This is a genomic window from Mesorhizobium marinum (assembly GCF_040813675.1).
Classification (GTDB): Bacteria; Pseudomonadota; Alphaproteobacteria; order Rhizobiales; family Rhizobiaceae; genus Mesorhizobium_K; species Mesorhizobium_K marinum.
Map to the genome: position 1 here is coordinate 137,501 of NZ_JBFOCI010000002.1, position 23,680 is coordinate 161,180.

A 23,680-nucleotide genomic window follows, 5' to 3' on the forward strand; every position below is an offset into this window, starting at 1 on the left:
GTCGACATGGCCGATGCGATCGCCAAGCTGATGAACGCGCCGGCGCTGAAGGCCGGCACCGTCCTGCGCGTCGGCCTCGAGGTCAACGGCGACATCGCCAAGGTGGTACGCACCAGCGTCTACGACCGCCAGACGCATCTCGTCTCGATCGCGCTCGACGACCGCGGCCAGTACGTGCCGGCGGCCGAGCCCGAGCCCAACCCCGAACTGCTGACCGCCTTCGACGAGAACCGTCCGAAGCCGGCCACCCGCGGCAACCTTCCGTCGATCTACGACGGCATCTACCGCACCGCCTATTCCTACGGCATGTCGAAGCGCATGACGCAGCAGCTGGTCAAGCTGCTGGCGTCGGACGTCGACTTCCAGTCGCGGCTGAAACCGGCCGACAACATCGAGGTGCTGTTCTCGCAGCCCAACGGCCAGGACGAGGTGTCGGCCGATTCGGAGCTGCTGTTCGTCTCGGCGACGTTCGGCGGCAACACCCGCAACCTCTACCGCTTCCAGATGGAAGACGGCAGCTACGACTACTTCGACGAGGACGGCCGCAGCGCCAAGCAGTTCCTGCTGCGCAACCCGCTGCCCAACGGCAAGTTCCGTTCGGGCTTCGGCGGCCGCCGCCACCCGATCCTCGGTTATTCGAAGATGCATACCGGCGTCGACTGGGCGGCCCCGACCGGATCGCCGATCCTCGCAGCCGGCAACGGCGTCGTCGAGAAGGCCGGCTGGGCCGGCGGCTACGGCAAGCAGACGATCATCCGCCACGCCAATGGCTACGAGACGTCCTACAACCACCAGAGCCGCATCGGCGACGGCATCAAGCCGGGCGCCCGGGTGCGCCAGGGCCAGGTGATCGGGTATGTCGGATCGACCGGCCTGTCGACCGGCGCGCACCTGCACTACGAGCTGATCGTCAACAAGCGCAAGGTCGACCCGATGCGCGTGCGCCTGCCGGTCGGCAAGGTGCTGAAGAGCAAGGAACTCGAAGCCTTCAAGCGCGAGCGCACCCGCATCGACGAACTGCTGAAGCAGGAGGACGGCGATTCGCTGAAGGTCGCCAGCGCCACCGGCAAGCTCGGCGGCTGATCGAAGAATTTTGGAGCCGGTCGAACCGGCGTGAACAAAAAAGGCGCCTGCGGGCGTCTTTTTTGTTGGGTCTGATTCGGGCGGAACATGCGGCCGCTCCAGTTCCCACGGACTAGGGCGTGGACTCAACTGAACGCATCCAGAGTCTAGCCGAAGCGAGTGCGACAGCGGCGAGGAAGTTCGTGGCGTGCTTTTCGAAGCGAGTGGCGATGCGCCGGAACTGCTTGATCTTGCAGAAGAAGCGCTCGACCAGGTTGCGGCGTCTGTAGAGTTCGTGATCGACGGAGCGTTGGGCCTTGACGCGGCTCTGGGTCGGGATATGGGCCTCACCGCCTGCCCTGCGGACGAGATCGATGATGGCGCGGCTGTCGTAGCCACGGTCGGCGACGAGCGCCCGAGCTGGCGGCAATCCCGCCAGAAGATCTGGCACGGCGGTCTTGTCTGACGCCTGCCCAGGCGTGATCAACAACCGGACCGGCAGTCCGTCTTGATCGACGACGGCATGGATCTTGGTGCTCAGTCCGCCACGAGAACGGCCGATGGCGTGATCCGGACCCCCTTTTTTCCACCGGCTGCGTGCTGGTGGGCCCGCACGATCGACGAGTCGATCAGGTGAAGAGACTGCGGCGACTGGGCCGCCAGGGCCTCGAACAGGCCGAGCCATACCCCCTTCTTGGCCCAACGATTGAAGCGGTTGTAGACCGTCGTGTATGGCCCATACCGTTCCGGCAGATCACGCCACGGCGATCCTGTCCTCAGCACATAGAAGATGCCGTTGACCACCCGACGGTCGTCAACCCGACGCTTACCCTTGCCAGCCGCAGGAAGTAGCGGCTCGACAATCCGCCACTCCGCCTCGTTCAGATCGTATCGCGCCATTTCAAGGCCTCCTTCCGGAACCCTTGAATCAACACCGCGACCAATCAGCAAGGCCTATTGAGTACGCGCCCTAGTCGACGAACTCGACCGGCACGCCCGCCTTGACCATCTTGGCCAGCTCCTGCGCGTCCCAGTTGGTGAGGCGCACGCAGCCGTGGCTTTCCGTCTTGCCGATCTTGGAGGGATCGGGCGTCCCGTGCACGCCGTCGGTCGGCTTGTCGAGCGCGATCCAGACCGAGCCGACGGGGCCATTGGGTCCGGGCGGGATGGTCAGGATCTTGTCGTTGTCGCCCTGCTTGAAGTTGACGTTCGGGTTGTAGGTGTAGTCGGGGTCGAGCACGACGCGCGAGACCAGATGCGTGCCGGTCGGCGACGGCGTGTCCGTGGACCCGATGGTGGCCGGGTAGCTGACCACCAGCCGGTTGTCGTCGTCATAGGCAAACACCTGCTTCCTGCCCTTGTCGGCGACGATGCGCGCAACCGCGCCGGTGGCCGGCTTGCCGATGTTGGCGACCCGGATGATCGTGCCGACACGGCCGAAATTGGCGTTGGGGTTGAGCGCCTTGAGATAGGCCTCGTCCATGTGGAAGCGCTCGGCGAGCATTTCCGAGACCGAGGTGTAGCTGAGCTTGTCCAGCTTCGCCTTGGCGCCGTAGTCGGCCGGCACCGACGCCACGACGGGGCCGGAGGCGTCGGCTGCGGTGATGGTGTAGTTCACGAACGGGTCGCCGCCACTCTCGGCGAGCGCCTTCTTGATTCCCTCCGCGTCGGTCGACTTAAGGTTCTCGCGGGTGATCGACCGGTAGGCGACGATGGCCTTGTCGACATTCGAGCCGAAACGCCCGTCGATCACGCCGGGCGACGCGCCGCGCCGGTCGAGCAGTATCTGCAGCGCGGCGACATCCTCGCGCGCGCCGAGCTTGAGCGACGGATCGATCGCGCCCTCGATGATGGTCGGCGCGGTCGCCGAGGGAAGCTCGGCGACCGCGGGTGATTCGGGCCGGGCCTGCGGGCTGTCGAGCGGCGCACGCTCGATCGGGCCCGGCGCCGGCTCGCGCGCGATCACGTCGGGGGCCGGCTCGATCGGCATCGCGCGGCCGCGCGGCGCCTCGGGATACCGGTCGATGCCGCCCGGCAGGCCCTGGCGCGAATAATCTTCATACCGGTCGACAGGCGGCCGGGCGACGATGCCGGCGTCGCGCAGCTTCTGCTCGCGCAGCCGGCGCATGTCCTCGGGGTCGTCAAGGTAGTAGCGTTCCTGCTCGCCGCGCCTGGCGTCGCGGCGCGCCCGCATCTCGTCGCGGCGCTGCCGGCGTTCGCCCCGGCGCGGCCGTTCCACGGCGATCACCTCGCCGGTATAGGCATCGATGATGACGCGGCGGCCGAACTCGTCGTAGTAGACTTCGACGTCGCCGTACTGGGCAAGCTGCAGGCCCCTGGCGGTCGGGGCAGCGGCCGGAACGGCCGCGCCGTCTCCGGCCGGCGGAACCGCCGCTTCGGCCCCGAGCGTCGCCAGGCCAGCCAGGAGCGCCGAAAGCACGATTGTCCTGCGCAGCATCGTTTGATCTCTCCGTCCGTTTCCATCGTCCCGTCGCGCCGCGCCCACCTCGGAGGGCAGCAAACATGGGAACAACGTCAATCCCGCATTAACGGTTGCAACATGAACGGGGCATGAAAATGGCGCGTTTCCGGGCCCGGCCCGACGTCCGCGCTCACAGCCCGGCCTCCATTCGGACGCGCTTCGGCAGCCTGGCGGCGACCAGCCGATGGCTCTCGGCGAGGTAGGCCTCGAGCGCGGCGTCGTCCATGCTCTCGTCGGTCATGCGCTGGATCCAGCTCATGCCGCGCGAGGCGAGATAGGGGGCCGGACGGCAGCCCGGCTGCTCCTTCAGAAGGTCGAAGCTCATCTCCGAGCATTTGAAGGTGACGAAGAGCGCTTCGCCGTCATCCCAACCGCCGATGGCGAACACTTTGCCGGCGACCTTCCACACATGCGCGCCGCCCCATTGGACGACATGGCTGGCGGCGGGCAGCGAAGCGCAGAAACGATTGTATCCGTCGAGGGTCATGGTTCTCCTCTCTCGCACACATGCGGGATCGTCGCCACGCCGGCGTCCTGCCGGGCAGCCTGTTTCCGAAATTGCGACGGCAGGCGGCAGCTCATGAGGTATCGGGGCCGCGGGCGCGAAGCGTCAGCGCATGATGGGCGAGCGCATGGGCATGGGCCAGGATCACATCGACGTCGCGAACGCTCCTCCCGCGATGCGCATCGGGGTCGTGGCGCGCCAGGCGTCCACCCGGCGGGCGGCCGCCGCGCAGCGGGCCGACCCGGTGGGACCGGCCCGCCGCCAGCGCCCGGTCGCGCCGCGCCTGCCAGCGCTGGAAGCGCCGGGCAAGCCCGGGCAGGTCGTCGAGCACGCCGGCGAGCGCGGCAAGCCGCCGGCCAAGGCGCGTGGCGTCGAGCGGATCGTCCGGCAGCGGCGGCCGCCAGGCCGGGACGACGGGGCGCGGGCCGACGCCGGGCACCGAAATGCGGGGTGGTGCGACGGCCGCCGTCCGGCGGCGGCGGCGACGCCACCGCGCCAGCGGATCGAGAAGCGGGAAGGCGAGCACGCCGGAAGCGACACGGGCGGGCGCCGGGCGTGACGACGGCGCGTGCGGAACAGGCGGCGGCCAGGCAAGACGGCAGGCGAGCGCGACGGCCAGCCGCCGCGCCGCCGATTCGGCCGGCCTCAGCAGCCGGAGCACCGCGCGGTGGAGATGGCGCGGCAGCCTCGCCGGCCCGTCGCCGCCCGGCATGGACCGGCCCGCGCCGAACGCGACCATGGCGACGAGCGCGGCGACGATGCCCTGCAGCGCCGCGCGGTGCCTTCCGATCACGGTGGCCAGGTCCATTGCCGCTTCCTTTCGTTCGGCCCGGTTTCGGAGGGCGAAATTATGCCGGAGGGGCGGAAGACGTGGATGAAATGTCGGGAAAAATGTCGATTCTGGATGGGAACCCGGCGATCGGCGACGAGAAGCACCCCCTCACCGTCTCGGCCCCGCAGGCCGAGCCACCTCTCCCCCTGACCGGGGGAGAGGATATGCCAGTCGACAAGGGCCGCCTTACGCCGCCTCGTCGGTGGCGACCGCGGCGGGCTTCGCGCGGAAGTTCAGGCGGTCGGAGCCGGCCGTGATCTTCACCGTCGAGTTGTCGCGGATGTCGCCCTGCAGGATCTTCTCGGCGAGCGGGTCCTGCAGTTCCTTCTGCATGACGCGCTTCAGCGGGCGCGCGCCGTAGGCCGGGTCGTAGCCCTTGGCCGCAAGCCAGTCGACGGCCTCCTTGTCGAGGTCGAGCGCAATCTTGCGCTCTTCCAGGAGCTTTTCGAGCCGCTTGAGCTGGATCTCGACGATCCTGCCCATGTCCTGCCGGCGCAGCCGGTGGAACAGCACGATCTCGTCGACGCGATTCAGGAACTCCGGCCGGAAGTGCGCACGGACGGCGTCCATGACCGGGCCGCGCGCGGCGTCGACATCCTGGTCCTCGCCGAGATTGACGAGGAACTCGGAGCCGAGGTTGGAGGTCATCACGATCAGCGTGTTCTTGAAGTCGACCGTGCGGCCCTGGCCGTCGGTGAGGCGGCCGTCGTCGAGCACCTGCAGGAGCACGTTGAAGACATCGGGATGCGCCTTCTCGATCTCGTCGAACAGCACGACCTGGTAGGGCCGGCGGCGGACGGCCTCGGTAAGCGCGCCGCCCTCCTCGTAGCCGACATAGCCGGGAGGCGCGCCGATCAGCCGGGCAACCGAATGCTTCTCCATGAACTCCGACATGTCGATGCGCACGAGCGCATGCTCGTCGTCGAACAGGAAGTCGGCGAGCGCCTTGGTGAGCTCGGTCTTGCCGACGCCGGTCGGCCCGAGGAACATGAACGAGCCGATCGGCCGGTTCGGATCCTGAAGGCCGGCGCGGGCGCGCCGGACGGCCTTGGAGACCGCCTGCACCGCCTCGCCCTGGCCGACGACGCGCTTCGCCAGCTCGTCTTCCATGCGCAGGAGCTTGTCGCGCTCGCCTTCCAGCATCTTGTCGACCGGGATCCCGGTCCAGCGCGACACGATGTGCGCGACGTGATCCGGCGTCACGGTCTCCTCGACCATGCCGCCCTTGTCGTCCTGCGCCTCGGCCTCGGCGAGCTTCTTCTCCAGCTCGGGGATGCGGCCGTAGGCAAGCTCGCCGGCGCGCTGGAACTCGCCCTTGCGCTGGGCGATGGCGAGTTCGTTGCGGGCTTCGTCGAGCTGGCCCTTGAGGTCGGCCGCAAGGCCGAGCTTCTGCTTCTCGGCCTGCCACTTGGCGGTCAGCGCGTCGGATTCCTCCTCGAGGCCGGCGAGTTCCTTCTCGATGCGCACCAGCCGGTCCTTCGAGGCGTCGTCCTTCTCGAGCTTCAGCGCCTCGGCCTCGATCTTCAGCTGCATGATGCGGCGGTCGATCTCGTCCAGCGCCTCGGGCTTGGAATCGACCTGCATCCTCAGCCGCGACGCGGCCTCGTCGACCAGGTCGATCGCCTTGTCGGGCAGGAAGCGGTCGGTGATGTAGCGGTTCGACAGCGAGGCGGCCGAGACCAGCGCGGAATCGGAGATACGCACCTTATGGTGCTGCTCGTACTTCTCCTTCAGGCCGCGCAGGATGGAGATGGTGTCTTCCACTGTCGGCTCCTCGACGAAGACCGGCTGGAAGCGGCGGGCGAGCGCCGCGTCCTTCTCGACATGCTTGCGGTATTCGTCGAGCGTGGTCGCGCCGACGCAGTGCAGCTCGCCGCGGGCGAGCGCGGGCTTCAGGAGGTTCGACGCGTCCATCGCACCGTCCGCCTTGCCGGCGCCGACCAGCGTGTGCATCTCGTCGATGAACAGGATGACGCCGCCGGCGGCCGCTGTGACTTCCGCAAGCACCGCCTTCAGGCGCTCCTCGAACTCGCCGCGATACTTCGCGCCGGCGATGAGCGCGCCCATGTCGAGCGCCATCAGTTGCTTGTCCTTCAGCGATTCCGGCACGTCGCCGTTGACGATCCGGAGCGCCAGGCCCTCGGCGATTGCGGTCTTGCCGACGCCGGGCTCGCCGATCAGCACCGGGTTGTTCTTGGTGCGGCGCGACAGAACCTGGATGGTGCGGCGGATCTCGTCGTCCCGGCCGATGACCGGGTCGAGCTTGCCGGACCGCGCGTCGGCGGTGAGGTCGCGCGCATATTTCTTCAGCGCGTCGTAGCCCTGTTCGGCGGATGCGCTGTCGGCCGTGCGGCCCTTGCGCAGATCGTTGATCGCCTGGTTGAGCGACTGCGCGGTGACGCCGGCCTTCGACAGGATGTCGGCGGTCTTCGCCGACTTCTCGACGGCGAGCGCGGTAAGCAGGCGCTCGACCGTGACGAACGAATCGCCGGCCTTCTTCGCCATCTCCTCGGCGGTGGTGAACACCTTGGCCAGCGGCTGCGCCATATAGAGCTGGCCGTTGCCGCCCTCGACCTTCGGCAGCGCGTTCAGCGCCGCCTCGACGCCCATCTGCACGGACTTCGCGTCGCCGCCGGCGCGCGCGATGAGCGAGGCGGCGAGCCCTTCCTCGTCGTCGACGAGGACCTTCAGCAGATGTTCGGGGGTGAACTGCTGGTGGTTGCGGGAGAGCGCCATGGTCTGCGCCGACTGGATGAACCCGCGCACCCTCTCCGAGTACTTCTCAATATTCATATCCTGTCTCCTATCCGTCTGCGGCCCGCTTCGCGGCGCCGGTCAGGCAAAGTTGACGGACCCCCTCATGCGAGCAGGGCCCTAATGGAAACGGATATGGGTATGCGCCGGTTTTCGCTCAAGAAGCATCCGGCGCGGCGGGCAACAAAAAAGGGCGGCGGGATTGAGCCCGCCGCCCTCATGCGATGCTTCGCGAAACTGCGTTCAGCTTCCGGTGTCGGCGAGCTCGGGATCGCCCTCGCCCTTCGCCTCGGCGGCAGGCTCCTGGGGCGCCGACGGCGCCGCGCCGCGCGACAGCGTGGCGGCCAGACCCTGCTCGGCGGACGCCTCGTCGGCATCGCCGCCCTCGGTGTCGGGACGGCTGCGCTCGCCGCGGCGCGGACGCCGGCTGCGGCGGCCTTCGCCATGGCCGTTGACCGCGCGCTCGCGCGCGCCGTTGCCTTCGCCGGCCGCTTCCGGGTTGAGCGCGACCTCGGCCGGCACGCCCTCGATCACCGGCTGCGGACCGGAGGCCTGGTCGACCTCGGCCTCGTTGCCCGGCGCGGCGGCTTCCTGGCGGTTGCCCGACGGCGCCGGCTGCGCGGCGTTGCCCTGGTTCTGGCCGGTCACGACGTGGTCGAACTCGTCGCGCTCGTCGTCGCCATCGTCGTCCGACGCGTCGCGCTGGTTCTGCACGTTCTGGATCGGCATCTGCGCCTGGGCGGCCGCGATGATGCGATTGTAGTGCTCGGCGTGCTGCAGATAGTTCTCGGCCATCACCCGGTCGCCGGAGCTCTGGGCGTCGCGGGCCAGCTGCGCATACTTTTCGGCGATCTGCTGGGCGGAACCGCGGATCTTCACGTCCGGCCCGTTGCTCTCGTAGTTGCGCGTCAAGGGGTTGGGGCCCTTGCGGTTCTGGTTGTTATTACCGCCGCCGCCGTTGCGGCCGCGCATGCGCCTGTTCTGCTGTTGTGGCCTCATAAGACTCTCTTGGTTGAGTAAGCGACGGATACGGGGCGCAGGAAATGCCCGCCGTTCCATGTTGTCCTAACGGTGCTCGCCCGCGTTTGCGTCGGCGCCACGTTTCCCGTTCCAGTTACGTGTTAACTGCCGGACGATCCCCGCACGAAGCTAAGGCGTCGTTTTCGCAAGAAGGCAGAGCATTCCTTTGGAGAACCCGGTCGGTGACAGCACTGCCTGCTTCGTCTCATCCGGTTATCGGAACCCTAGCGGCATTCGACATGCTTGCCAAGCGGTTTTTGTGCGGCGGAAATGCGTCAATTCCGCCCGAAAACCAGCACCCTGTCGCGCCCCGCGAGGTCGCTCCTCGCCTCGACCAGCCGAAAGCCGGAACGCTCGAACAGATGCGTCACGTCGCGCTTCTGCGCGTGCCCGATCTCGACCGCGACGAGCCCGTCGGGCTCCAGATGCGCCGCCGCCTGCGCGGCGATCGTCCTGTAGGCGTCGAGCCCGTCCGGCCCGCCGTCGAGCGCGCGCGCCGGATCGAATTCCCTGACTTCCCGCTGCAGGGTCGCGATCTCCCGGCTTTCTATGTAGGGCGGGTTGGAGACGATTGCATCGAACCGGCCGGAAACTGCCTCGAACCAGTTGGAGCGGATTGCCGAAAACCGCTCCGAAAGCCCGTTTTCCAAGGCGTTGCGGCCGGCGGTGGCAAGCGCGTCGGCAGACAGGTCGACGCCGACGGCGGTCGCCTGCGGCACCTCGGCGAGCAGCGCCAGGGCGATCGCGCCGGTGCCGGTGCCGAGATCGAGGAGGCGGCAGGCGCCGCCCGCCGCGACGCGCCGGCGCAGCCACGGCAGGACGGCGTCGACCAGCGTTTCTGTGTCCGGGCGCGGCTCCAGCGTCTCGGCCGACAGGAAAAGTTTCAGGCCGTAGAACTCGCGAAAGCCGAGGATGCGGTGGACCGGCTCGCCGGCCGCCCGGCGGGCAATGGCGTCGCGCGTCGCGGCGACCGCCCGGGGATCGATCGCCATGTCGGGCCTGCCGATCGCATCGGTCCTGCTGGTGCCGGAAAAGTGCTCGACGATGACGCGTGCGTCGAGCGCCGCGTCGTCGATTCCGGCTTCCGCGAGGGAAGCGCGTGATTCGCCGAGTAGAACGGAGAGCTTCACTGGCGTCGAGGAGCGGCCGGCGCTCTATGTTGCCGCCTGGCACCCATCGCGACTACGCGCTCTCGGCCGCCAGCAGCTTCGACTGGTGGTCGGTGATCAGCGCGTCGATCAGTTCGTCGAGTTCGCCCATCATCACCCGGTCGAGCTTGTAGAGGGTAAGGTTGATGCGGTGGTCGGTGACGCGGCCCTGCGGGAAATTGTAGGTGCGGATGCGCTCCGAACGGTCGCCGGAACCGACCTGCAGCTTGCGCGATTCGGACCGTTCCTCGTCGGCCCGGGAGCGCTCCATGTCGAACAGGCGGGCGCGGAGGATCTGCATGGCGCGCGCGCGGTTCTGGTGCTGCGACTTCTCCGCCTGCACCACCATGATGCCGGTCGGCAGGTGGGTGATGCGAACCGCCGAGTCGGTCGTGTTGACGTGCTGGCCGCCGGACCCCGACGCGCGCATCGTGTCGATGCGGATGTCTTCGGCGCGTATCTCGATGTCGACCTCCTCGGCCTCCGGCAGCACGGCGACGGTCGCGGCCGAGGTGTGGATGCGCCCCGATGCCTCGGTGGCCGGCACGCGCTGCACGCGATGCACGCCCGATTCGAACTTCAGCCGGGCGAACACGCCCTTGCCGGACACACTGGCGATGATTTCCTTGTAGCCGCCGGCGTCGCCCTCGCTCGCCGAGACGACCTCCATGCGCCAGCCATGGTCGGCGACGTAGCGCTCGTACATGCGAAAGAGGTCGCCGGCGAAAAGCGCCGCCTCGTCGCCGCCGGTGCCGGCCCTGATCTCGAGGATCGCGTTCTTGTTGTCGGCGGCATCCTTCGGCAGCAGGAGAATCTGGATGTCCCGCTTCAGGTCGTCGATCCGCTCCTCGACGCCGGGAAGGTCGGCCTCGGCGAGCGCTCGCATCTCGGCGTCGGTGCCCTTGTCGGCGAGCATCGCTTCGAGGTCGGAGAATTCCGCCTCCGCCTTGAAGAGCTCGCGGACCCTGGTCGCGATGTCCTGCAGCTCCGAATATTCAGAGGCCAGCTTCACATAGGCGTCGGCGTCGGGACCGGCGGCCATCCTGGCTTCGAGCATGTCGAAGCGCTTGACGAGCTGGTTCATCCGGTCGCGGGGGAGAGAAATCATGGGCACACTTCAGAGCGGGATGCCGCGGTCGTCGGCGAAGGCCTGCAGCAGGGCGCGCATCGGAAGGCCGGCGGCCTGGCCCGCCAGGTTCTCCTCGAAGAACGTCTCGAGTTCGCCGACCGGCAGCTCGGCCAGCATCGCCTTGACCGGGCCGATCGACGCCGCCGACATGGAGATCGACCTGTAGCCGAGGCCGATCAGGGCCATCGCCGAGATCGGCTTTCCGGCGAGTTCGCCGCACAGGGTGACCGGCGTGTGGTTGCGCGCTCCAGCGTCGGCAACCGACTTCAGGGCGCGCAGGAAGGGCGTCGACAGCGGATCGAAGCGGTCGGCAAGCTGCGTGTTGCCGCGATCGGTGGCCATGATGAACTGGAACAGGTCGTTGGAGCCGACAGAGACGAAGTCGACCGCCTTCATCAGTTCGTCGAGCTGCCACAACAGCGACGGCACCTCGACCATGGCGCCGAGCTTCAGGCTGGTCGGCAGCAGATGCGCGAAGCGCGACAGGTGGCGAACCTCCTTGTCGATGATCTCGCGCGCCTGTGCGATCTCGGACAGCACGGTGACCATCGGCAGCATGACGCGCAGCTCGCGTCCGCCGGCCGCCTTGAGCAGGGCGCGGATCTGCGTGCGCAGCAGGCCGGGACGGTCGAGCGTCAGGCGGATCGCACGCCAGCCGAGCGCCGGATTTTCCTCGGCCGCGGCGTTCTTGAAATAGGGCAGCACCTTGTCGCCGCCGATGTCGATGGTACGGAAGGTCACGGGCTTGTCGCGCGCGATGTCGAGCACGTCGCGGTAGAGCGCCTCCTGCGCCTCGGCGCGCGGGAACGCCGCGGCCACCATGAATTGCAGCTCGGTGCGGAACAGACCGATTCCGGCCGCGCCCGATTCGGCGAGTTGCGGCAGATCGACCACCAGCCCGGCATTCATCATCAGGTCGACATGCACGCCGTCCTTGCTCTCCGAGGGCTTCTTGCGCAGTTCCCGGTAGAGCTCCTGGCGGCGGGCGCGGAAACGCACCTTCTCGGCGTAGGCCGACTCGAATTCCGGCTGCGGGCGAAGCTGGATCGTCCCCTCGTCGCCATCGACGATGATGGCGTCGCCGTTTTCCGACATCGACACCGCGCCCTTGACCTGGCCGACGACGGGAATGCCGATGGCGCGCGCCACGATGACCACGTGGCTGGTCACGGTGCCGTCCTCAAGCACCAGCCCGCGCAGCTTCTCGCGCGGGTAGTCGAGCAGTTCGGCCGCACCCATCGAGCGCGCGACGATGATGGCGTCCTTCGGCAGGGCGGCGGCGACGTCGTCGGGGCTGCGCCCGAGCAGCATGCGCAGGAGCCGGTTGGCGAGATCGTCGAAATCGCTCATCCGTTCACGCAGGTACGGATCGGTCATGTGCATCATGCGCGCGCGCATGTCGCTCTGGACCTTCTCGACCGCCGCTTCCGCCGTCAGTCCGTTGCGGACCGCCTCGTCGAGGCGGCGCACCCAGCCCTGGTCGTTGGCGAACATGCGATAGGCCTCGAGGACGGCCCGGTGCTCACCCTCGAAGGCGACGTCGCGGCGCGACAGCATGTCGTCGATGGACAGCCGCAGCGACCCCAGCGCCTGCTCGAGGCGGCGCATTTCCTCGTCGCTGTCCTCGTTGAACAGGTTGGTGACGACGATCCTCGGCTCGTGCAGGACGACATGGCCGAGCCCGATGCCGTCGTTGAATGCGATGCCGGTGAAGCTGACGGACCGCCGGAGATCGAGCTCCAGGCCTGGCCGCGTGAGACGGGCAAGTTCGCCGGCCGCGATCATCTCGGCGATCACCATGGCGGCGGTTTCGAGCGCCTCGACCTCGTCGTCGCGGTACTGGCGCTGGGTCCGGTTCTGCACGACGAGCACGCCAAGCGTGCGCCCCGCCCTGAGAACCGGCACGCCAAGGAAGGAGGAATAGATCTCCTCGCCCGTCTCCGGCAGGTAGGCGAAGGCCGGGTGGTGCTGCGCATCCGACAGGTTGAGGGCGCGGGCCGACGCCGCGATGGTGCCGACAAGGCCTTCGCCGAGCTTCAGCTGCGCCAGGTGGACCGAGCCCGGGTTGAGACCTTCGGTGGCGTAGAGCTCGAGCACCGAATCGGCCCGGAGCACGTAGAGCGAGCAGACTTCCGCCACCATGTTCTGGGCGATGTCGTGCACGATGCGATCGAGCCGCGCCTGCGGCTCGAGCGCCTCCGCCATCAGCTCGCGGAGCCGTTTCAACAGAACGCGCGGGCCCGCGGCCATGTCACGCATCAGGCGGCTCTCCCAGGGCACGGGCGCAACACGCGCCCGAATCCGAAACTTCCGTCATCGGAAGTCGGCGAACTCCAGATTACTCGGATCAGCTACTGCTTATCCAGACCGTACACCGAATGCAAAGTCCTGACGGCAAGTTCGGTGTAGGGACCATCGATGAGGATGGAGATCTTGATCTCGGACGTGGTGATCGCCCGGATGTTGATCGATTTCTCCGCAAGCGCCTTGAAGGCGGTGGCGGCGACGCCGGCGTGGCTGCGCATGCCGATGCCGATCACCGATATCTTGGACATGCCCTCGTCGTGCTGGACGACGTCGAAGCCGACCGTCTGCCTGACCCGGTCGAGCACCGCCAGCGCCTTGGCGACGTCGCCCGACGGGACGGTGAAGGTCATGTCCGTCGACTTGCCGTCCTCGGAGATGTTCTGGACGATCATGTCGACATTGATGTTCGCCTCGGCCAGGGGGCCGAAGATGCCGCCGGCGACGCCGGGCCGGTCGGCCACGCGCCTCAGCGAGATCTGCGCTTCGTCCTTGGCATAGGCGATACCGGTGACGACCTGCTGTTCCACGATTTCATCCTCATCGCAAATAAGGGTGCCGGGCGGGTTCAAGAAATCGCCCATCCCCGGCGCGTCCGGGTCTTCGAAGGAGGAGCGCACGAACGTGCGCACCTTGTGCACCATGGCCAGTTCGACCGAGCGGACCTGCAGCACCTTGGCTCCGAGCGACGCCATCTCGAGCATTTCCTCGAAGGAAATCCTGGCCATGCGCCGCGCCTTGGGCTCGATACGCGGGTCGGTGGTATAGACCCCGTCGACGTCCGTATAGATGTCGCAGCGATCCGCCTTGACCGCCGCGGCGATGGCGACGGCGCTGGTGTCGGAGCCGCCGCGACCGAGCGTCGCGACGCGGTTGTCGGGGCCGATCCCCTGGAAACCGGCGATGACCGCGACCTGGCCGAGGCCGAAGCGCCGGACCAGTTCGGTCCCGTCGATGTCGAGGATGCGGGCGGCGCCATGCGCGTTGTCGGTGCGGATCGGGATCTGCCAGCCGTGCCAGGAGCGCGCGTCGACGCCGATCGACTGCAGCACGAGCGCAAGCAGCCCCGACGTCACCTGCTCGCCAGACGCCACCACGGCATCGTATTCGCGCGCGTCATAGATGTTGACGTTAGAGCCTTCCGCCTTCGACGCCTCGTGCACCCAGCCGACGAGTTCGTTGGTCTTGCCGGCCATGGCGGAGACCACGACGGCAACCTCGTGGCCGGCGTCGACCTCGCGTTTGACATGGCGGGCGACGTTCCGGATGCGGCCGATATCGGCCACGGAGGTCCCTCCGAATTTCATCACGATGCGAGCCATGGGAGCCGGATGTCTGTGCCGGGTCGAAACCGGGAATTGCTGGAATTGACGCGGAACGGAGCGGACCGCGGACTTGCGCGGCCTCCATATCCAATCGACGGTGTTCTAGCAAGGCCGCTCTCCCCCGCCGGGGCGCAGCGGGCGGGGGCAAGAGCGAAGGCGCGCGGGGCAGCTTCGCCCTCAGGGAATGGCGTAGACCCTGACCTCGCGCTCGATGCCCCTGAGCGAGACGTTGTGCGACTGCGGGGTCAGCGCCCTGCCCTTCAGGAGGTCGACCGTCCTGTTGTCGTCGACGACCGCTCCAGTGGCGAAGATGGACTGCGAATCGGCCAGCCCCTGGACCCGCGAGGCGATGTTGACGGTCTGGCCGAAATAGTCCTGACGCTCGTTGAGGGTGACCGCGATGCAGGGCCCCTCGTGCACGCCGATCTTGAGAAGCAGGTCCTCCCTGCCGCTCTGGTTGTTGAGGTCGCGCATCGCCTCGCGCATGCGCAGCGCCGCCGACACCGCGCGGTCGGGCGTCGGGAAGGTCGCCATGACGGCGTCGCCGATCGTCTTGACGACGGCGCCCGCCTCGGAAGCGACGATCTCGTGCAGCACCTGGAAATGCGCCCGGACGAGGTCGAAGGCGACGAGGTCGCCGACCCGCTCGTAGAGCTCGGTCGAGCCGCGCAGGTCGGTGAACAGGAAGGTCAGGCTGGTGATCTTGAGCCGCTGGTCGACGTCCAGCGTGTCGGTCCGGTAGACGTCGCGGAAAGTCTGGTTGGAGAGCAGCCGCTTGGCGGTCAGGAACGGCCGGCGGCGGCTCAGCATCTGGTGCAGCGTCTCGCCGGCGATGCAGACGCTGGGCAGCACGCGCCCCCCGGTGCGGTTCTCGAGCGCGATGCGCAGCGGCCCCGGCTGCATCTCGGTCGTCTTGCCGTGCGCATGCTCGCGGTCGAAGACGAGCGACAGCGTCTGGCGCTCGCGGGTCGGCTCTCCCTTGACGTCGATGAACTGCGCCGTGTGGGTGATCGGCTCGAAGATGATGACGAATTCCGGCGGCAGCTGCACCGCCAGCACGCCCTTTTCGCCGGGCGCCAGCTCGATATGGTCGACGGTGAAGGCGTCGACCGTCTCGTCATAGTTCTCCGGCAACTCGATGCCGGACCCCCAGTAGAGCTGCCGGTAGTATTCCTTGAGCGGAAGGTCGTCGGGATTGTGCGCGCCGATGCGGCGCAGGCGCGGGCTGACGGTGAAGGTGACGTCGACCATCTCGTCCAGCGTCGGCTCGTAGGACCCGGCGCAGAGCGCGCAGGAATATTCCTGCTTCTGCAGGGTCTTGAGCGTCGCGTTGGTGTCGAGCACGCCGCCGCAGCCCGGACACAGCACGTTCCAGGCGATGTCGAACATGCCGAGGCGCGTGCCGTGCAGGAAGCCGGCGATCGTCGCTTCCTCGTCGAGCCCGTTGGCGGCCGCGAAGGACAGCGGGTTGATGCGGCAGAGCTGGTAGTCCTGCCCGCCTGCGACAAGCCGCTCGATGGCGTCGACCACCGCGCCGTCGGCGGATTGCCGCAACAGCGCAAACAGATCCTGGGCGTCACTCATGTGTGTTCTCCCGTGCGCCGCGATGAGCATCCGGGCGGGGCCGTCGGCGCATTATACTCCCGGCCTCCGGGACCGCCATCACAATCGCGATGCCCGCGCGCTCCTCCTGCCACCTGTTCGATCCGGCCTTGACTTTGTTACCTTAGCGCACGACTTCGACGGCGAAGGAGCATGACATGGCCGAACCGAACCGAACGACGATCGACGCCGCCGAAGTTGAGCGGTTCTCCGCGATGGCCGCCGAATGGTGGGATCCGAACGGCAAGTTCCGGCCGCTGCACAAGTTCAATCCGGTCAGGCTGGTCTACATCCGCGACAAGGTAGCCGCCCATTTCGGGCGCGACCCGCATGCGGCCCGGCCGTTCGAGGGGCTGCGCTTCCTCGACATCGGATGCGGCGGCGGGCTGCTGTGCGAGCCGATGGCGCGGCTCGGCGCCGAGGTCGTCGGCGTCGACCCCTCGGAGACCAACATCGAGGTGGCGCGGCTGCACGCGGCCGAGGCGGGCGTCGCGGTCGACTACCGCGCGGCGACGGCCGAAGCGCTGGCCGACGCCGGCGAACGCTTCGACGTGGTGCTGAACATGGAGGTCGTCGAGCATGTCGCCGACGTCGACCTGTTCGTCGCGCGCTGCGCCGAGATGGTGAAACCCGGCGGGATCATGGTGATCGCGACGATCAACCGGACGCTGAAGGCGCTCGGGCTGGCGATCATCGGCGCGGAATACCTGCTGCGCTGGCTGCCGAAGGGCACCCACCAGTACGACCGGCTGGTCCGCCCCGACGAACTCGACCGGGCGCTGGCCGGCACCGGCATGACCGTGATCGACCGCACCGGCGTCAGCTACAACCCGATCGCGGATCGCTGGGGGCAGTCGAAGGACATGGACGTGAACTACATGCTGCTGGCGCAGAAGGCCGGCTGAGGCCTGCGACCGCTCAGTTGCGATCCTCGGGAAACACCGGGATGGGCATGAAGCCGACGCCGTCCTCGGCAAGGCCCTTCGCCTCGTCCAGCGTCGCCTCGCCATAGATGCCGCGCGCGTCGGTCTCGCCGAAATGGATCTTGCGCGCTTCCTCGGCGAACTTGTCGCCGACATAGTCGGCGTTCTCGCGGATCTTTTCGGACAAGGCCTTCATCTCGGCCATCGCCTTCTTCTGCATCTCGTTCATGGCGAGCGCGATCTTTTCCTTCTTGCGGCCGGTCGAGACGGCGGGCGCCATCAGCGCCTTGCCGACCTTCTTCGAGCCGCAGGACGGGCATTCGACGAAACCGCGCTTCTTCTGCCGGTCGAAATCGTCGTTGTTGCGGAACCAGGCCTCGAACTCGTGGTCCCTCTCGCAGACAAGCGAAAAGCGGATCACGACGCTGCTCCCCGCAGGGCCGGCGGAGCGGCGACATTCGCGACGCCGAATTCGCGCGCATTCCTGAGATTGGGGATCTTCTGGCGCGCCTGTGCCGACAGCGCCGTGTCGATCTCGGCGACGATGACGCCGGGCTCGTCATGGTCGGCCTCGGCGAGGATCCTGCCCCACGGATCGACGATCAGCGAATGGCCGAACGTCTCGCGCCCGTCCTCGTGCAGCCCTCCTTGCGCGGCGGAAACCATGAAAGCGCCGTTTTCGATGGCGCGCGCCCGCTGCAGCACGTGCCAGTGGGCCTGGCCGGTCTGCCGGGTGAAGGCGGCCGGCGCGGTCAGCACCTCGGCGCCGGCCAGCGCCTCGGCGCGGAACAGCTGCGGGAAACGCACGTCGTAGCAGATACCGAAGCCGAGCCTGGCGATGCCGATGTCGGCGACGGCGGCTTCCGAGCCGGCCTCGTAGGTTGCCGATTCGCGCCAGCTCTCGCCATTGTCGAGATCGACGTCGAACATGTGGATCTTGTCGTAGCGCGCGGCGAGCGAGCCGTCCGGCGCGAAGAGATAGGCGCGGTTGGCGATCTTGCCGTCCTCGCGCAGGATGCCGGTCGAGCCGACATGCAGGTAGATGCCGAGATCGCCGGCAAGCCGCCTGGCCGCCGCGACGACGGCATCCTTGCCCTCAAGGGCAAAGGCCGCGGCGCGGTCGGCCTTGTCGCGGATGATGGCGCCGGTCATCTCCGGCGTCTGCACGTAATGCGCGCCCTTGCCGGCGGCCTCGCGCACCAGCGCCTCGAAATCGACGACGTTGCGGCCCGGCTCCCTGCCGGAGCGCATCTGGACGGCGGCGGCCTTGAACTTACCCATGCTGCTGTTCCCGTGTTTCAGGCGCCCTTGGCGAGAAGCGGGTCGAGCCCGCCGCGACGCTCCAGATCGTGGAGCTCGTCGGAGCCGCCGACGTGGTGGTCGCCGACGAATATCTGCGGAAAGGTGCTGCGGCCGTTGGCGCGCGCGATCATCTCCTGGCGCAGCTCCGGCGAGAAGGAGGCGTCATGCTCGACATAGGCGACGCCCTTGCGATCGAGCAGCCGCTTGGCCGCCGAGCAGTAGCCGCACATCATCCTGGTATAGATAGTCACGTCGACCATGGTCGTTCCGTCTTCTGTCCTTCGCCGACTATATAGGGTCTGGCCGGTCGGCCCGGAAGTCCCCTGACCTTAAGTCCCCCGGCGTAACACCGCTTGGCAGCACCCGTGCGAATGTGAGCACATCGACCGCGATCGCGCCACCTTTCACCAGCGCGCGGGTCGCCGAGGCGACCGTCGCGCCGGTCGTGTAGACATCGTCGACCAGCAGAACCCGGCGGCCACGCACGCGGATTTCCTGGCCGGGCGGCACCCGGAAGGCGGCGCGGACATTGTCACGGCGCTCGTCATGGCCGAGCCCGACCTGCTGGCGGGTCACCTTGACGCGGCGGATCGCCGTCGGCTCGAACGGCTTGCCCGTCTGTGCGGCAACGGCGCGCGCAAGCTCCGCCGACTGGTTGAAGCGGCGCACGAAGAAGCGGCGCCAGTGCAACGGCACCGGCGTAACGACATCGGCGTCGCTGACGAGTTCGGCGCCGGCGCGCACCATCCAGCGGGCCATCCAGGGCGCGAGATCGGTGCGGTCGGCATATTTCAGCGCCTGGACCATGCGGCCGGCGACGCCCGAATAGGCGACCGCGGCGCGGGCCCGCGCAAAGGGCGGCGGGTCGGCGATAGCCTCCGCCGACAGGAACCCCTCGCCCATCTCGTGTGCGAAAGGCGTGCCCATCACCGCGCACCAGGGACGCTCGAGGAACCGCAGCATCGGCCAGCACGAACCGCACAGCGAGCCGGGCTGCGAAACCTGCCGGCGACAGCCGGCGCAGACCGGCGGCAGCAGCAACCGGAGCGGCGCGGCCAATGCGCCACGCGCAAGCGTTGCGAAATGCGTTCCGCGAAGCAACATTGGCGAGAGCCCTTGCGGTCGACGCCCGACGATAGCAGAAGTCGCAACCATCGCGGCGAACAATTCGCCGCCCGAACGGAAGATGCCGTGACGCCGGAGCCACAACAGATCATCGACACGCGCCTGTCGATCGAGCGCAAGCGCCGCGCGCTTTTGCGCGCCACGCCTGGCGCCGACTTCCTGATGACGCGCGCCGCCGACGACCTCGCCGACCGGCTGTCCACGATATCGCGGCGCTTTTCCCGCGCGGCGGCGCTTTATTGCGTGACCGCCGCGGCGACGGAAGCGATCCGGGCAGCCGGCAAAGCCGACGAGACGGTGAGGGTCGAAGCAGACCCATCCTTCCTGGGCGGCGCGCCGGGCGTGGTCGCCGAGGCCGGGCACCTGCCGTTCGAGCCGGCGAGCATCGACCTCGCGGCATCGCTCCTGTCGCTGCAGGACGAAAACGACATTCCCGGCATGCTCGTGCAGATCCGCCGCGCGCTGATGCCGGACGGCCTCTTCCTGGGGGCGATGGCGGGGGCCGGCACGCTTGCCGAACTGCGCGAGAGCCTGCTTGCGGCCGAGGCTGAACTGTCGGGCGGGGCAAGTCCGCGCGTCTTGCCCTTCGCCGACGTCAGGGATGCGGGCGCCCTGCTGCAGCGCGCGGGCTTCGCCCTGCCGGTCACCGACGTCGAGACAACGACGGTGCGCTACGCCACGATGTTCGACCTGATGGCCGACCTGCGCGCCATGGGCGCGGCAAACACGCTGTCGGGACGCTCGCGCCGGCCCCAGACGCGGGCATTTTTCGCGCGCGCGGCGCAGATCTATGCCGAACGCTTCTCCGACCCGGACGGCCGCATCCGGGCGACGTTCTCGATCATATGGATGTCGGGCTGGGCGCCTGACGCCTCGCAACGGAAGCCGCTGCGGCGTGGATCGGCGGAGGTGTCGCTGGCAAAGGTGCTGGGCGACCGGGGAGCAGGCTGACCTACCGGTTGAATGCCTTTTGTATCTCGCGGTCCTGATTGGCGAACATGTCCTTGACGCCATCGCCGACCGCTCCGATTCCGGCGACGACGACCAGAGACAGCAGCGCCACGATAAGGCCGTACTCGATGGCGGTCGCGCCGCCTTTGTCGGCCAGGAATCGCTGGATCAATCGCATGACGTCCTTCCCTATTCGGCCCGCAGGGTATCGCTGACCCCTTAAGAAAGGTTAACGACGCAGCGTTAAGAAAGCTTAAGCGCGGGACCCGAAAAGGCCGGGATCAGCAATCGCCGCTGCGCCGCCCGTCCGAGCGGATGATGCAGCTCGCACCGGGCCTCTGCAGCACGCTCTTGCGGATCGTGTAGACGTCGCGCAGGCCGATCGAGCCGGTGGTGGTATGGTCGATTGCGCCGAGAGCGGCGAGCGGTGACCTTGCGTAGCGCTCCGCAACGGGCGCAAGGATCAGCGCCAGGGCGACAGCGCCGGAGCCGAACAGCAACGCGACGCGCAGCATGCCCATACCGGCCGCGCCGAGCACGGGCGCTTTCGGCCCGCGAATGGCATTCCAGTCGTCTTCCTGCTGCATGTCGACCATTCCCAAGCGCCACGGTCGGTGAAATCCGGCCAGGAGCGCGGCCGGTCGATGGTTCAATTTTTCACAGATCGCTAAACGGTTGATTAATGCAGATGCCAGCTTCCGCGGCGGCAGGCGGCCAAACGGCGACCTACAGCAGGTCGATGAGGTGCGGGACCAGCGGCAGGTCGGCCGGCGGCATCGGATAGTCGCGCATCTGAATCGGCCGCACCCACTTCAGCGCCTGGCCCTCGAGCGGCTGCGGCACGCCCCAGAACCTGCGGCAGACGAACAGCGGCATCAGCAGGTGGAAGTCGTCATAGGTATGGCTGGCGAAAGTCAGGGGAGCCAGGCAATCGACCTTGGTTTCCACGCCGATCTCTTCGCGGAGCTCGCGAACGATCGTCTGTTCGGGCGTTTCGCCTGATTCCACCTTGCCGCCCGGGAACTCCCACAACCCGGCCAGCGCCTTGCCCTCGGGACGCTGTGCGAGCAGCACGCGGCCGTCCGCGTCAACCAGGGCGACGGCCGCGACGAGCAGGAGCCTCCTGGCGTCGGCTGTCACCCCTCAGCCCTCCGGCCTGCGGCGGTAGTGGTAGCTGTAGAGTTCGGTGAAGCCGAGCCCGCGATAGAGCCTGAGGGCGGCGGGATTGTCCGCCTCGACCTGCAGCCAGGCTCGCCGGGCGCCCCGCAGCCTCGCCCATTTCAGCGCCGACAGGACGAGCCTTCGGCCGTGGCCCTTGCCGCGCTCGGCCTCGGCGGTGGCGACCTCGAACAGCCCGGCAAGATCGCCCTCGTGCACGCAGATCGCGGTCGTCAGCGGCTCGTCGCCGCGCTCCAGCGCAAACAGGCCGACCTCAGGCTGGATCGCGCCGATGATCTCCGAAAGCCCCGCCCTGAGCGTTGCGTCGGTGGCGTGCGTCGTCATCGTGGCGGTGACGAAGCGGCCCATGTCCTTCAGCGGAATCTGGTCCATCGCGCCATTCACCGCCGCATTGTCGAGATCAGCCTGCATGACCAAGGAATCGCCGAAGCGGATCCACCCCTCGCCCTCGAGGTGGCGCTCGAGCGGGGCGCCTGCCAGCGGCGACATGCGAAACGTCAGCGGCCGGCCGTAGGCCTCGAAGCGCCGGCCCGCGCGCATGACGCGCTCAGGCAGGTCGTGAACGTCGCGCGGGTCGAGCGGATTGACCGAGTTCAGCCGCTTGGCCGGGTGGCCGGCCGTCAGGCGCACGACCCAGGTGCCGTCGTAGTGGACGGCCGCCGCCGGCCAGGCGCGGAACCCCGCCGCCTCGAACTGGCGCACGGTCGACAGGCCGGCCCCGGCGCGCTGGCCCGGCATCGCGTCAGCGCCGCCCGACACTTGGCCCGATCCCGTCCATCAGCTTCTGTAGTCGCCGTTGATGGCGACGTATTCCTTGGTCAGGTCGCACGTCCACACCGTCGCCTTTCCGCGGCCGATGCCGATGTCGGCGACGATCCTGATCTCGTCGCGCTGCATGTAGCGCGAGGTCGCCTCCTCGGAATAGCCGGGATCGCGCTCGCCCTCGAAGGCGAGGCGGTTGTCGCCGAACCAGATCGACAGGCGGTCGCGGTCGGCCGGTTCGCCGGACTTGCCGACGGCCATCACGACGCGGCCCCAGTTGGCGTCCTCGCCGGCGATCGCCGTCTTGACCAGCGGCGAGTTGGCGATCGACAGCGCGATCTTCCTGGCCGAACGCGACGATTTCGCGCCGGTCACCGTCACCTCGACCTGCTTGCGGGCGCCCTCGCCGTCGCGCACGACCTGCAGCGCCAGCGACTTCAGGACCTTGCCCAGCCCGCGCTTGAAAGCGGCGAGCCGGGGGTCTTTCACATCGGCGATGCGCGGCGCGCCCCGCTTCGCCGCAGCCCCGGTGGCGAACAGCAGCAGCGTGTCGCTGGTCGACGTGTCGCTGTCGACCGTGATGGCGTTGAAGGTCTTGCCGACGGCGCCGGACAGCAGGGACTGCAGGACCGGCGCGGCGATCGGCGCGTCGGTGGCGACGAAGGACAGCATGGTCGCCATGTCGGGCGCGATCATGCCGGCGCCCTTGGCGATGCCGTTGATGGTCACGTCCACGTCGCCGAGCCTGACGGTCACGGTGGCGACCTTCGGGAAGGTGTCGGTGGTCATGATGGCGCTGGCGGCCTCGCGCCAGAATTCGCCCGTCGCCTGCTTCACCATGCCGGCAAGCAGGTGAGAGAAGCGGCTGGCGTCGAGCGGCTCGCCGATCACCCCGGTGGAGGCGAGGAAAACCTCGTTTTCGCGGCAGCCCGCGGCCGCCGCGCCGGCCTTGCCGGTCATGGCGGTCGACTCGCGCCCCTTCTTGCCGGTGAAGGCGTTCGCATTGCCCGAATTGACGACCAGGAGGCGCGCCTTGCCGCCGGCGAGATTGCCGCGGCACCAGTCGACCGGCGCCGACGGGCATTTCGAGCGGGTGAAGACGCCGGCGACTTCCGTGCCCGCGTCGAACACCATCGCCAGGACGTCGGTGCGGTCCTTGTACTTGATGCCGGCCGCCGCGGTCGCCATGCGCACGCCCTCGATGGCGGGCATCTCAGGATATTTCTTCGGAGCGAGCGGGGAAACGGCAGTCGACAACAGAGAACCTCCGCGTGG

At 68.1% G+C, this 23,680-nt stretch carries 23 protein-coding genes (1 of these 23 only partly in view); 3 read left to right on the forward strand and 20 right to left on the reverse strand.

All coding sequences use genetic code 11. The annotated features are described in order from the left end of the window. Positions 1-1,083, forward strand: partial view of a M23 family metallopeptidase gene (locus ABUE31_RS06150; protein ID WP_367722651.1) — the 3' portion only. 882 nt of this gene lie to the left of the window's left edge; 1,083 of the gene's 1,965 nt are visible here — the last part of the coding sequence; the start codon falls outside the window, past its left edge; its stop codon occupies positions 1,081-1,083. A 112-nt stretch (positions 1,084-1,195) separates the two neighbouring features. Here the strand turns inward: ABUE31_RS06150 and ABUE31_RS06155 are convergent. From ABUE31_RS06155 to ABUE31_RS06205, 11 genes are all read right to left on the reverse strand, one after another. Continuing rightward, a protein-coding gene (locus tag ABUE31_RS06155) for an IS5 family transposase (protein ID WP_367722482.1) occupies positions 1,196-1,962 on the reverse strand; the annotation gives its coding sequence in 2 pieces (ribosomal slippage) (positions 1,196-1,638 and positions 1,638-1,962; 768 coding nt in all). 70 nt (positions 1,963-2,032) lie between these two features. Beyond that, complete coding sequence (locus tag ABUE31_RS06160; RefSeq protein ID WP_367722652.1) at positions 2,033-3,520, reverse strand: L,D-transpeptidase family protein; 1,488 nt, start codon at positions 3,518-3,520, stop codon at positions 2,033-2,035. 154 nt (positions 3,521-3,674) lie between these two features. Next, positions 3,675-4,031: an MmcQ/YjbR family DNA-binding protein gene (locus ABUE31_RS06165; protein ID WP_367722653.1), complete on the reverse strand. Its 357-nt coding sequence runs from the start codon at positions 4,029-4,031 to the stop codon at positions 3,675-3,677. A gap of 91 nt (positions 4,032-4,122) precedes the next feature. After that, positions 4,123-4,857 carry a PGG domain-containing protein gene (locus tag ABUE31_RS06170; RefSeq protein WP_367722654.1) on the reverse strand — a complete coding sequence of 245 codons (735 nt, stop codon included), beginning with the start codon at positions 4,855-4,857 and terminating at the stop codon, positions 4,123-4,125. 210 nt (positions 4,858-5,067) lie between these two features. Next, on the reverse strand, positions 5,068-7,674 hold the full coding sequence (clpB, locus tag ABUE31_RS06175) for an ATP-dependent chaperone ClpB (protein ID WP_367722655.1): 2,607 nt from the start codon (positions 7,672-7,674) through the stop codon (positions 5,068-5,070). A gap of 204 nt (positions 7,675-7,878) precedes the next feature. Then, positions 7,879-8,634, reverse strand: a complete 756-nt coding sequence (locus ABUE31_RS06180) for a DUF4167 domain-containing protein (protein WP_437344080.1) — start codon at positions 8,632-8,634, stop codon at positions 7,879-7,881. A 296-nt stretch (positions 8,635-8,930) separates the two neighbouring features. Continuing rightward, positions 8,931-9,785, reverse strand: coding sequence for a peptide chain release factor N(5)-glutamine methyltransferase (gene prmC / locus ABUE31_RS06185; RefSeq protein ID WP_367722656.1), 855 nt, complete (start codon positions 9,783-9,785; stop codon positions 8,931-8,933). Between the two features lie 52 nt (positions 9,786-9,837). Continuing rightward, positions 9,838-10,911, reverse strand: coding sequence for a peptide chain release factor 1 (gene prfA / locus ABUE31_RS06190; protein WP_367722657.1), 1,074 nt, complete (start codon positions 10,909-10,911; stop codon positions 9,838-9,840). Positions 10,912-10,920: 9 nt separating this feature from the next. Then, positions 10,921-13,191 carry a phosphoenolpyruvate--protein phosphotransferase gene (gene ptsP / locus ABUE31_RS06195; protein WP_367722658.1) on the reverse strand — a complete coding sequence of 757 codons (2,271 nt, stop codon included), beginning with the start codon at positions 13,189-13,191 and terminating at the stop codon, positions 10,921-10,923. Positions 13,192-13,283: 92 nt separating this feature from the next. Next, entirely contained in the window at positions 13,284-14,558 is a 1,275-nt protein-coding gene (locus tag ABUE31_RS06200; RefSeq protein ID WP_367722659.1) for an aspartate kinase, read from the reverse strand. A gap of 180 nt (positions 14,559-14,738) precedes the next feature. Next, positions 14,739-16,145: an adenylate/guanylate cyclase domain-containing protein gene (locus tag ABUE31_RS06205; RefSeq protein ID WP_367722660.1), complete on the reverse strand. Its 1,407-nt coding sequence runs from the start codon at positions 16,143-16,145 to the stop codon at positions 14,739-14,741. A gap of 176 nt (positions 16,146-16,321) precedes the next feature. On the opposite strand from ABUE31_RS06205, the gene ubiG reads away from it, so the two are divergent. Beyond that, positions 16,322-17,068: a bifunctional 2-polyprenyl-6-hydroxyphenol methylase/3-demethylubiquinol 3-O-methyltransferase UbiG gene (gene ubiG / locus ABUE31_RS06210; protein ID WP_367722661.1), complete on the forward strand. Its 747-nt coding sequence runs from the start codon at positions 16,322-16,324 to the stop codon at positions 17,066-17,068. 13 nt (positions 17,069-17,081) lie between these two features. Here the strand turns inward: ubiG and ABUE31_RS06215 are convergent, their stop codons facing one another. The 4 genes from ABUE31_RS06215 to ABUE31_RS06230 are packed head-to-tail and all read right to left on the reverse strand — an operon-like array spanning position 17,082 to position 19,492. Continuing rightward, positions 17,082-17,507 (reverse strand): DUF1178 family protein, encoded by a 426-nt coding sequence (locus ABUE31_RS06215; protein ID WP_367722662.1) that lies wholly within the window; start codon positions 17,505-17,507, stop codon positions 17,082-17,084. Continuing rightward, positions 17,504-18,367, reverse strand: a complete 864-nt coding sequence (locus ABUE31_RS06220) for a carbon-nitrogen hydrolase family protein (protein WP_367722663.1) — start codon at positions 18,365-18,367, stop codon at positions 17,504-17,506. Before ABUE31_RS06220 ends, ABUE31_RS06215 begins: the two co-directional genes overlap by 4 nt. A 17-nt stretch (positions 18,368-18,384) precedes the next feature. Then, a complete protein-coding gene (grxC, locus tag ABUE31_RS06225; RefSeq protein WP_367722664.1) occupies positions 18,385-18,648 on the reverse strand; it encodes a glutaredoxin 3 in 264 nt (87 codons plus the stop codon). Positions 18,649-18,676: 28 nt separating this feature from the next. Continuing rightward, the gene (locus ABUE31_RS06230; RefSeq protein ID WP_367722665.1) at positions 18,677-19,492 is read right to left on the reverse strand and encodes a ComFC family protein; all 816 of its coding nucleotides are present in this window, start codon (positions 19,490-19,492) and stop codon (positions 18,677-18,679) included. Positions 19,493-19,579: 87 nt separating this feature from the next. On the opposite strand from ABUE31_RS06230, the gene ABUE31_RS06235 reads away from it, so the two are divergent. After that, positions 19,580-20,464, forward strand: a complete 885-nt coding sequence (locus ABUE31_RS06235) for a methyltransferase domain-containing protein (RefSeq protein ID WP_367722666.1) — start codon at positions 19,580-19,582, stop codon at positions 20,462-20,464. A 1-nt stretch (position 20,465) separates the two neighbouring features. Here the strand turns inward: ABUE31_RS06235 and ABUE31_RS06240 are convergent, their stop codons facing one another. From ABUE31_RS06240 to argJ, 5 genes are all read right to left on the reverse strand, one after another. Beyond that, on the reverse strand, positions 20,466-20,642 hold the full coding sequence (locus ABUE31_RS06240) for a Flp family type IVb pilin (protein WP_367722667.1): 177 nt from the start codon (positions 20,640-20,642) through the stop codon (positions 20,466-20,468). 103 nt (positions 20,643-20,745) lie between these two features. Beyond that, positions 20,746-21,051 (reverse strand): hypothetical protein, encoded by a 306-nt coding sequence (locus ABUE31_RS06245; protein ID WP_367722668.1) that lies wholly within the window; start codon positions 21,049-21,051, stop codon positions 20,746-20,748. Between the two features lie 139 nt (positions 21,052-21,190). Next, positions 21,191-21,604: a (deoxy)nucleoside triphosphate pyrophosphohydrolase gene (locus tag ABUE31_RS06250; protein ID WP_367722670.1), complete on the reverse strand. Its 414-nt coding sequence runs from the start codon at positions 21,602-21,604 to the stop codon at positions 21,191-21,193. Positions 21,605-21,607: 3 nt separating this feature from the next. Further along, positions 21,608-22,381 carry a GNAT family N-acetyltransferase gene (locus tag ABUE31_RS06255; RefSeq protein WP_367723565.1) on the reverse strand — a complete coding sequence of 258 codons (774 nt, stop codon included), beginning with the start codon at positions 22,379-22,381 and terminating at the stop codon, positions 21,608-21,610. A gap of 39 nt (positions 22,382-22,420) precedes the next feature. Then, a complete protein-coding gene (gene argJ / locus ABUE31_RS06260) occupies positions 22,421-23,662 on the reverse strand; it encodes a bifunctional glutamate N-acetyltransferase/amino-acid acetyltransferase ArgJ (protein ID WP_367722671.1) in 1,242 nt (413 codons plus the stop codon). Positions 23,663-23,680 lie beyond the last annotated feature (18 nt).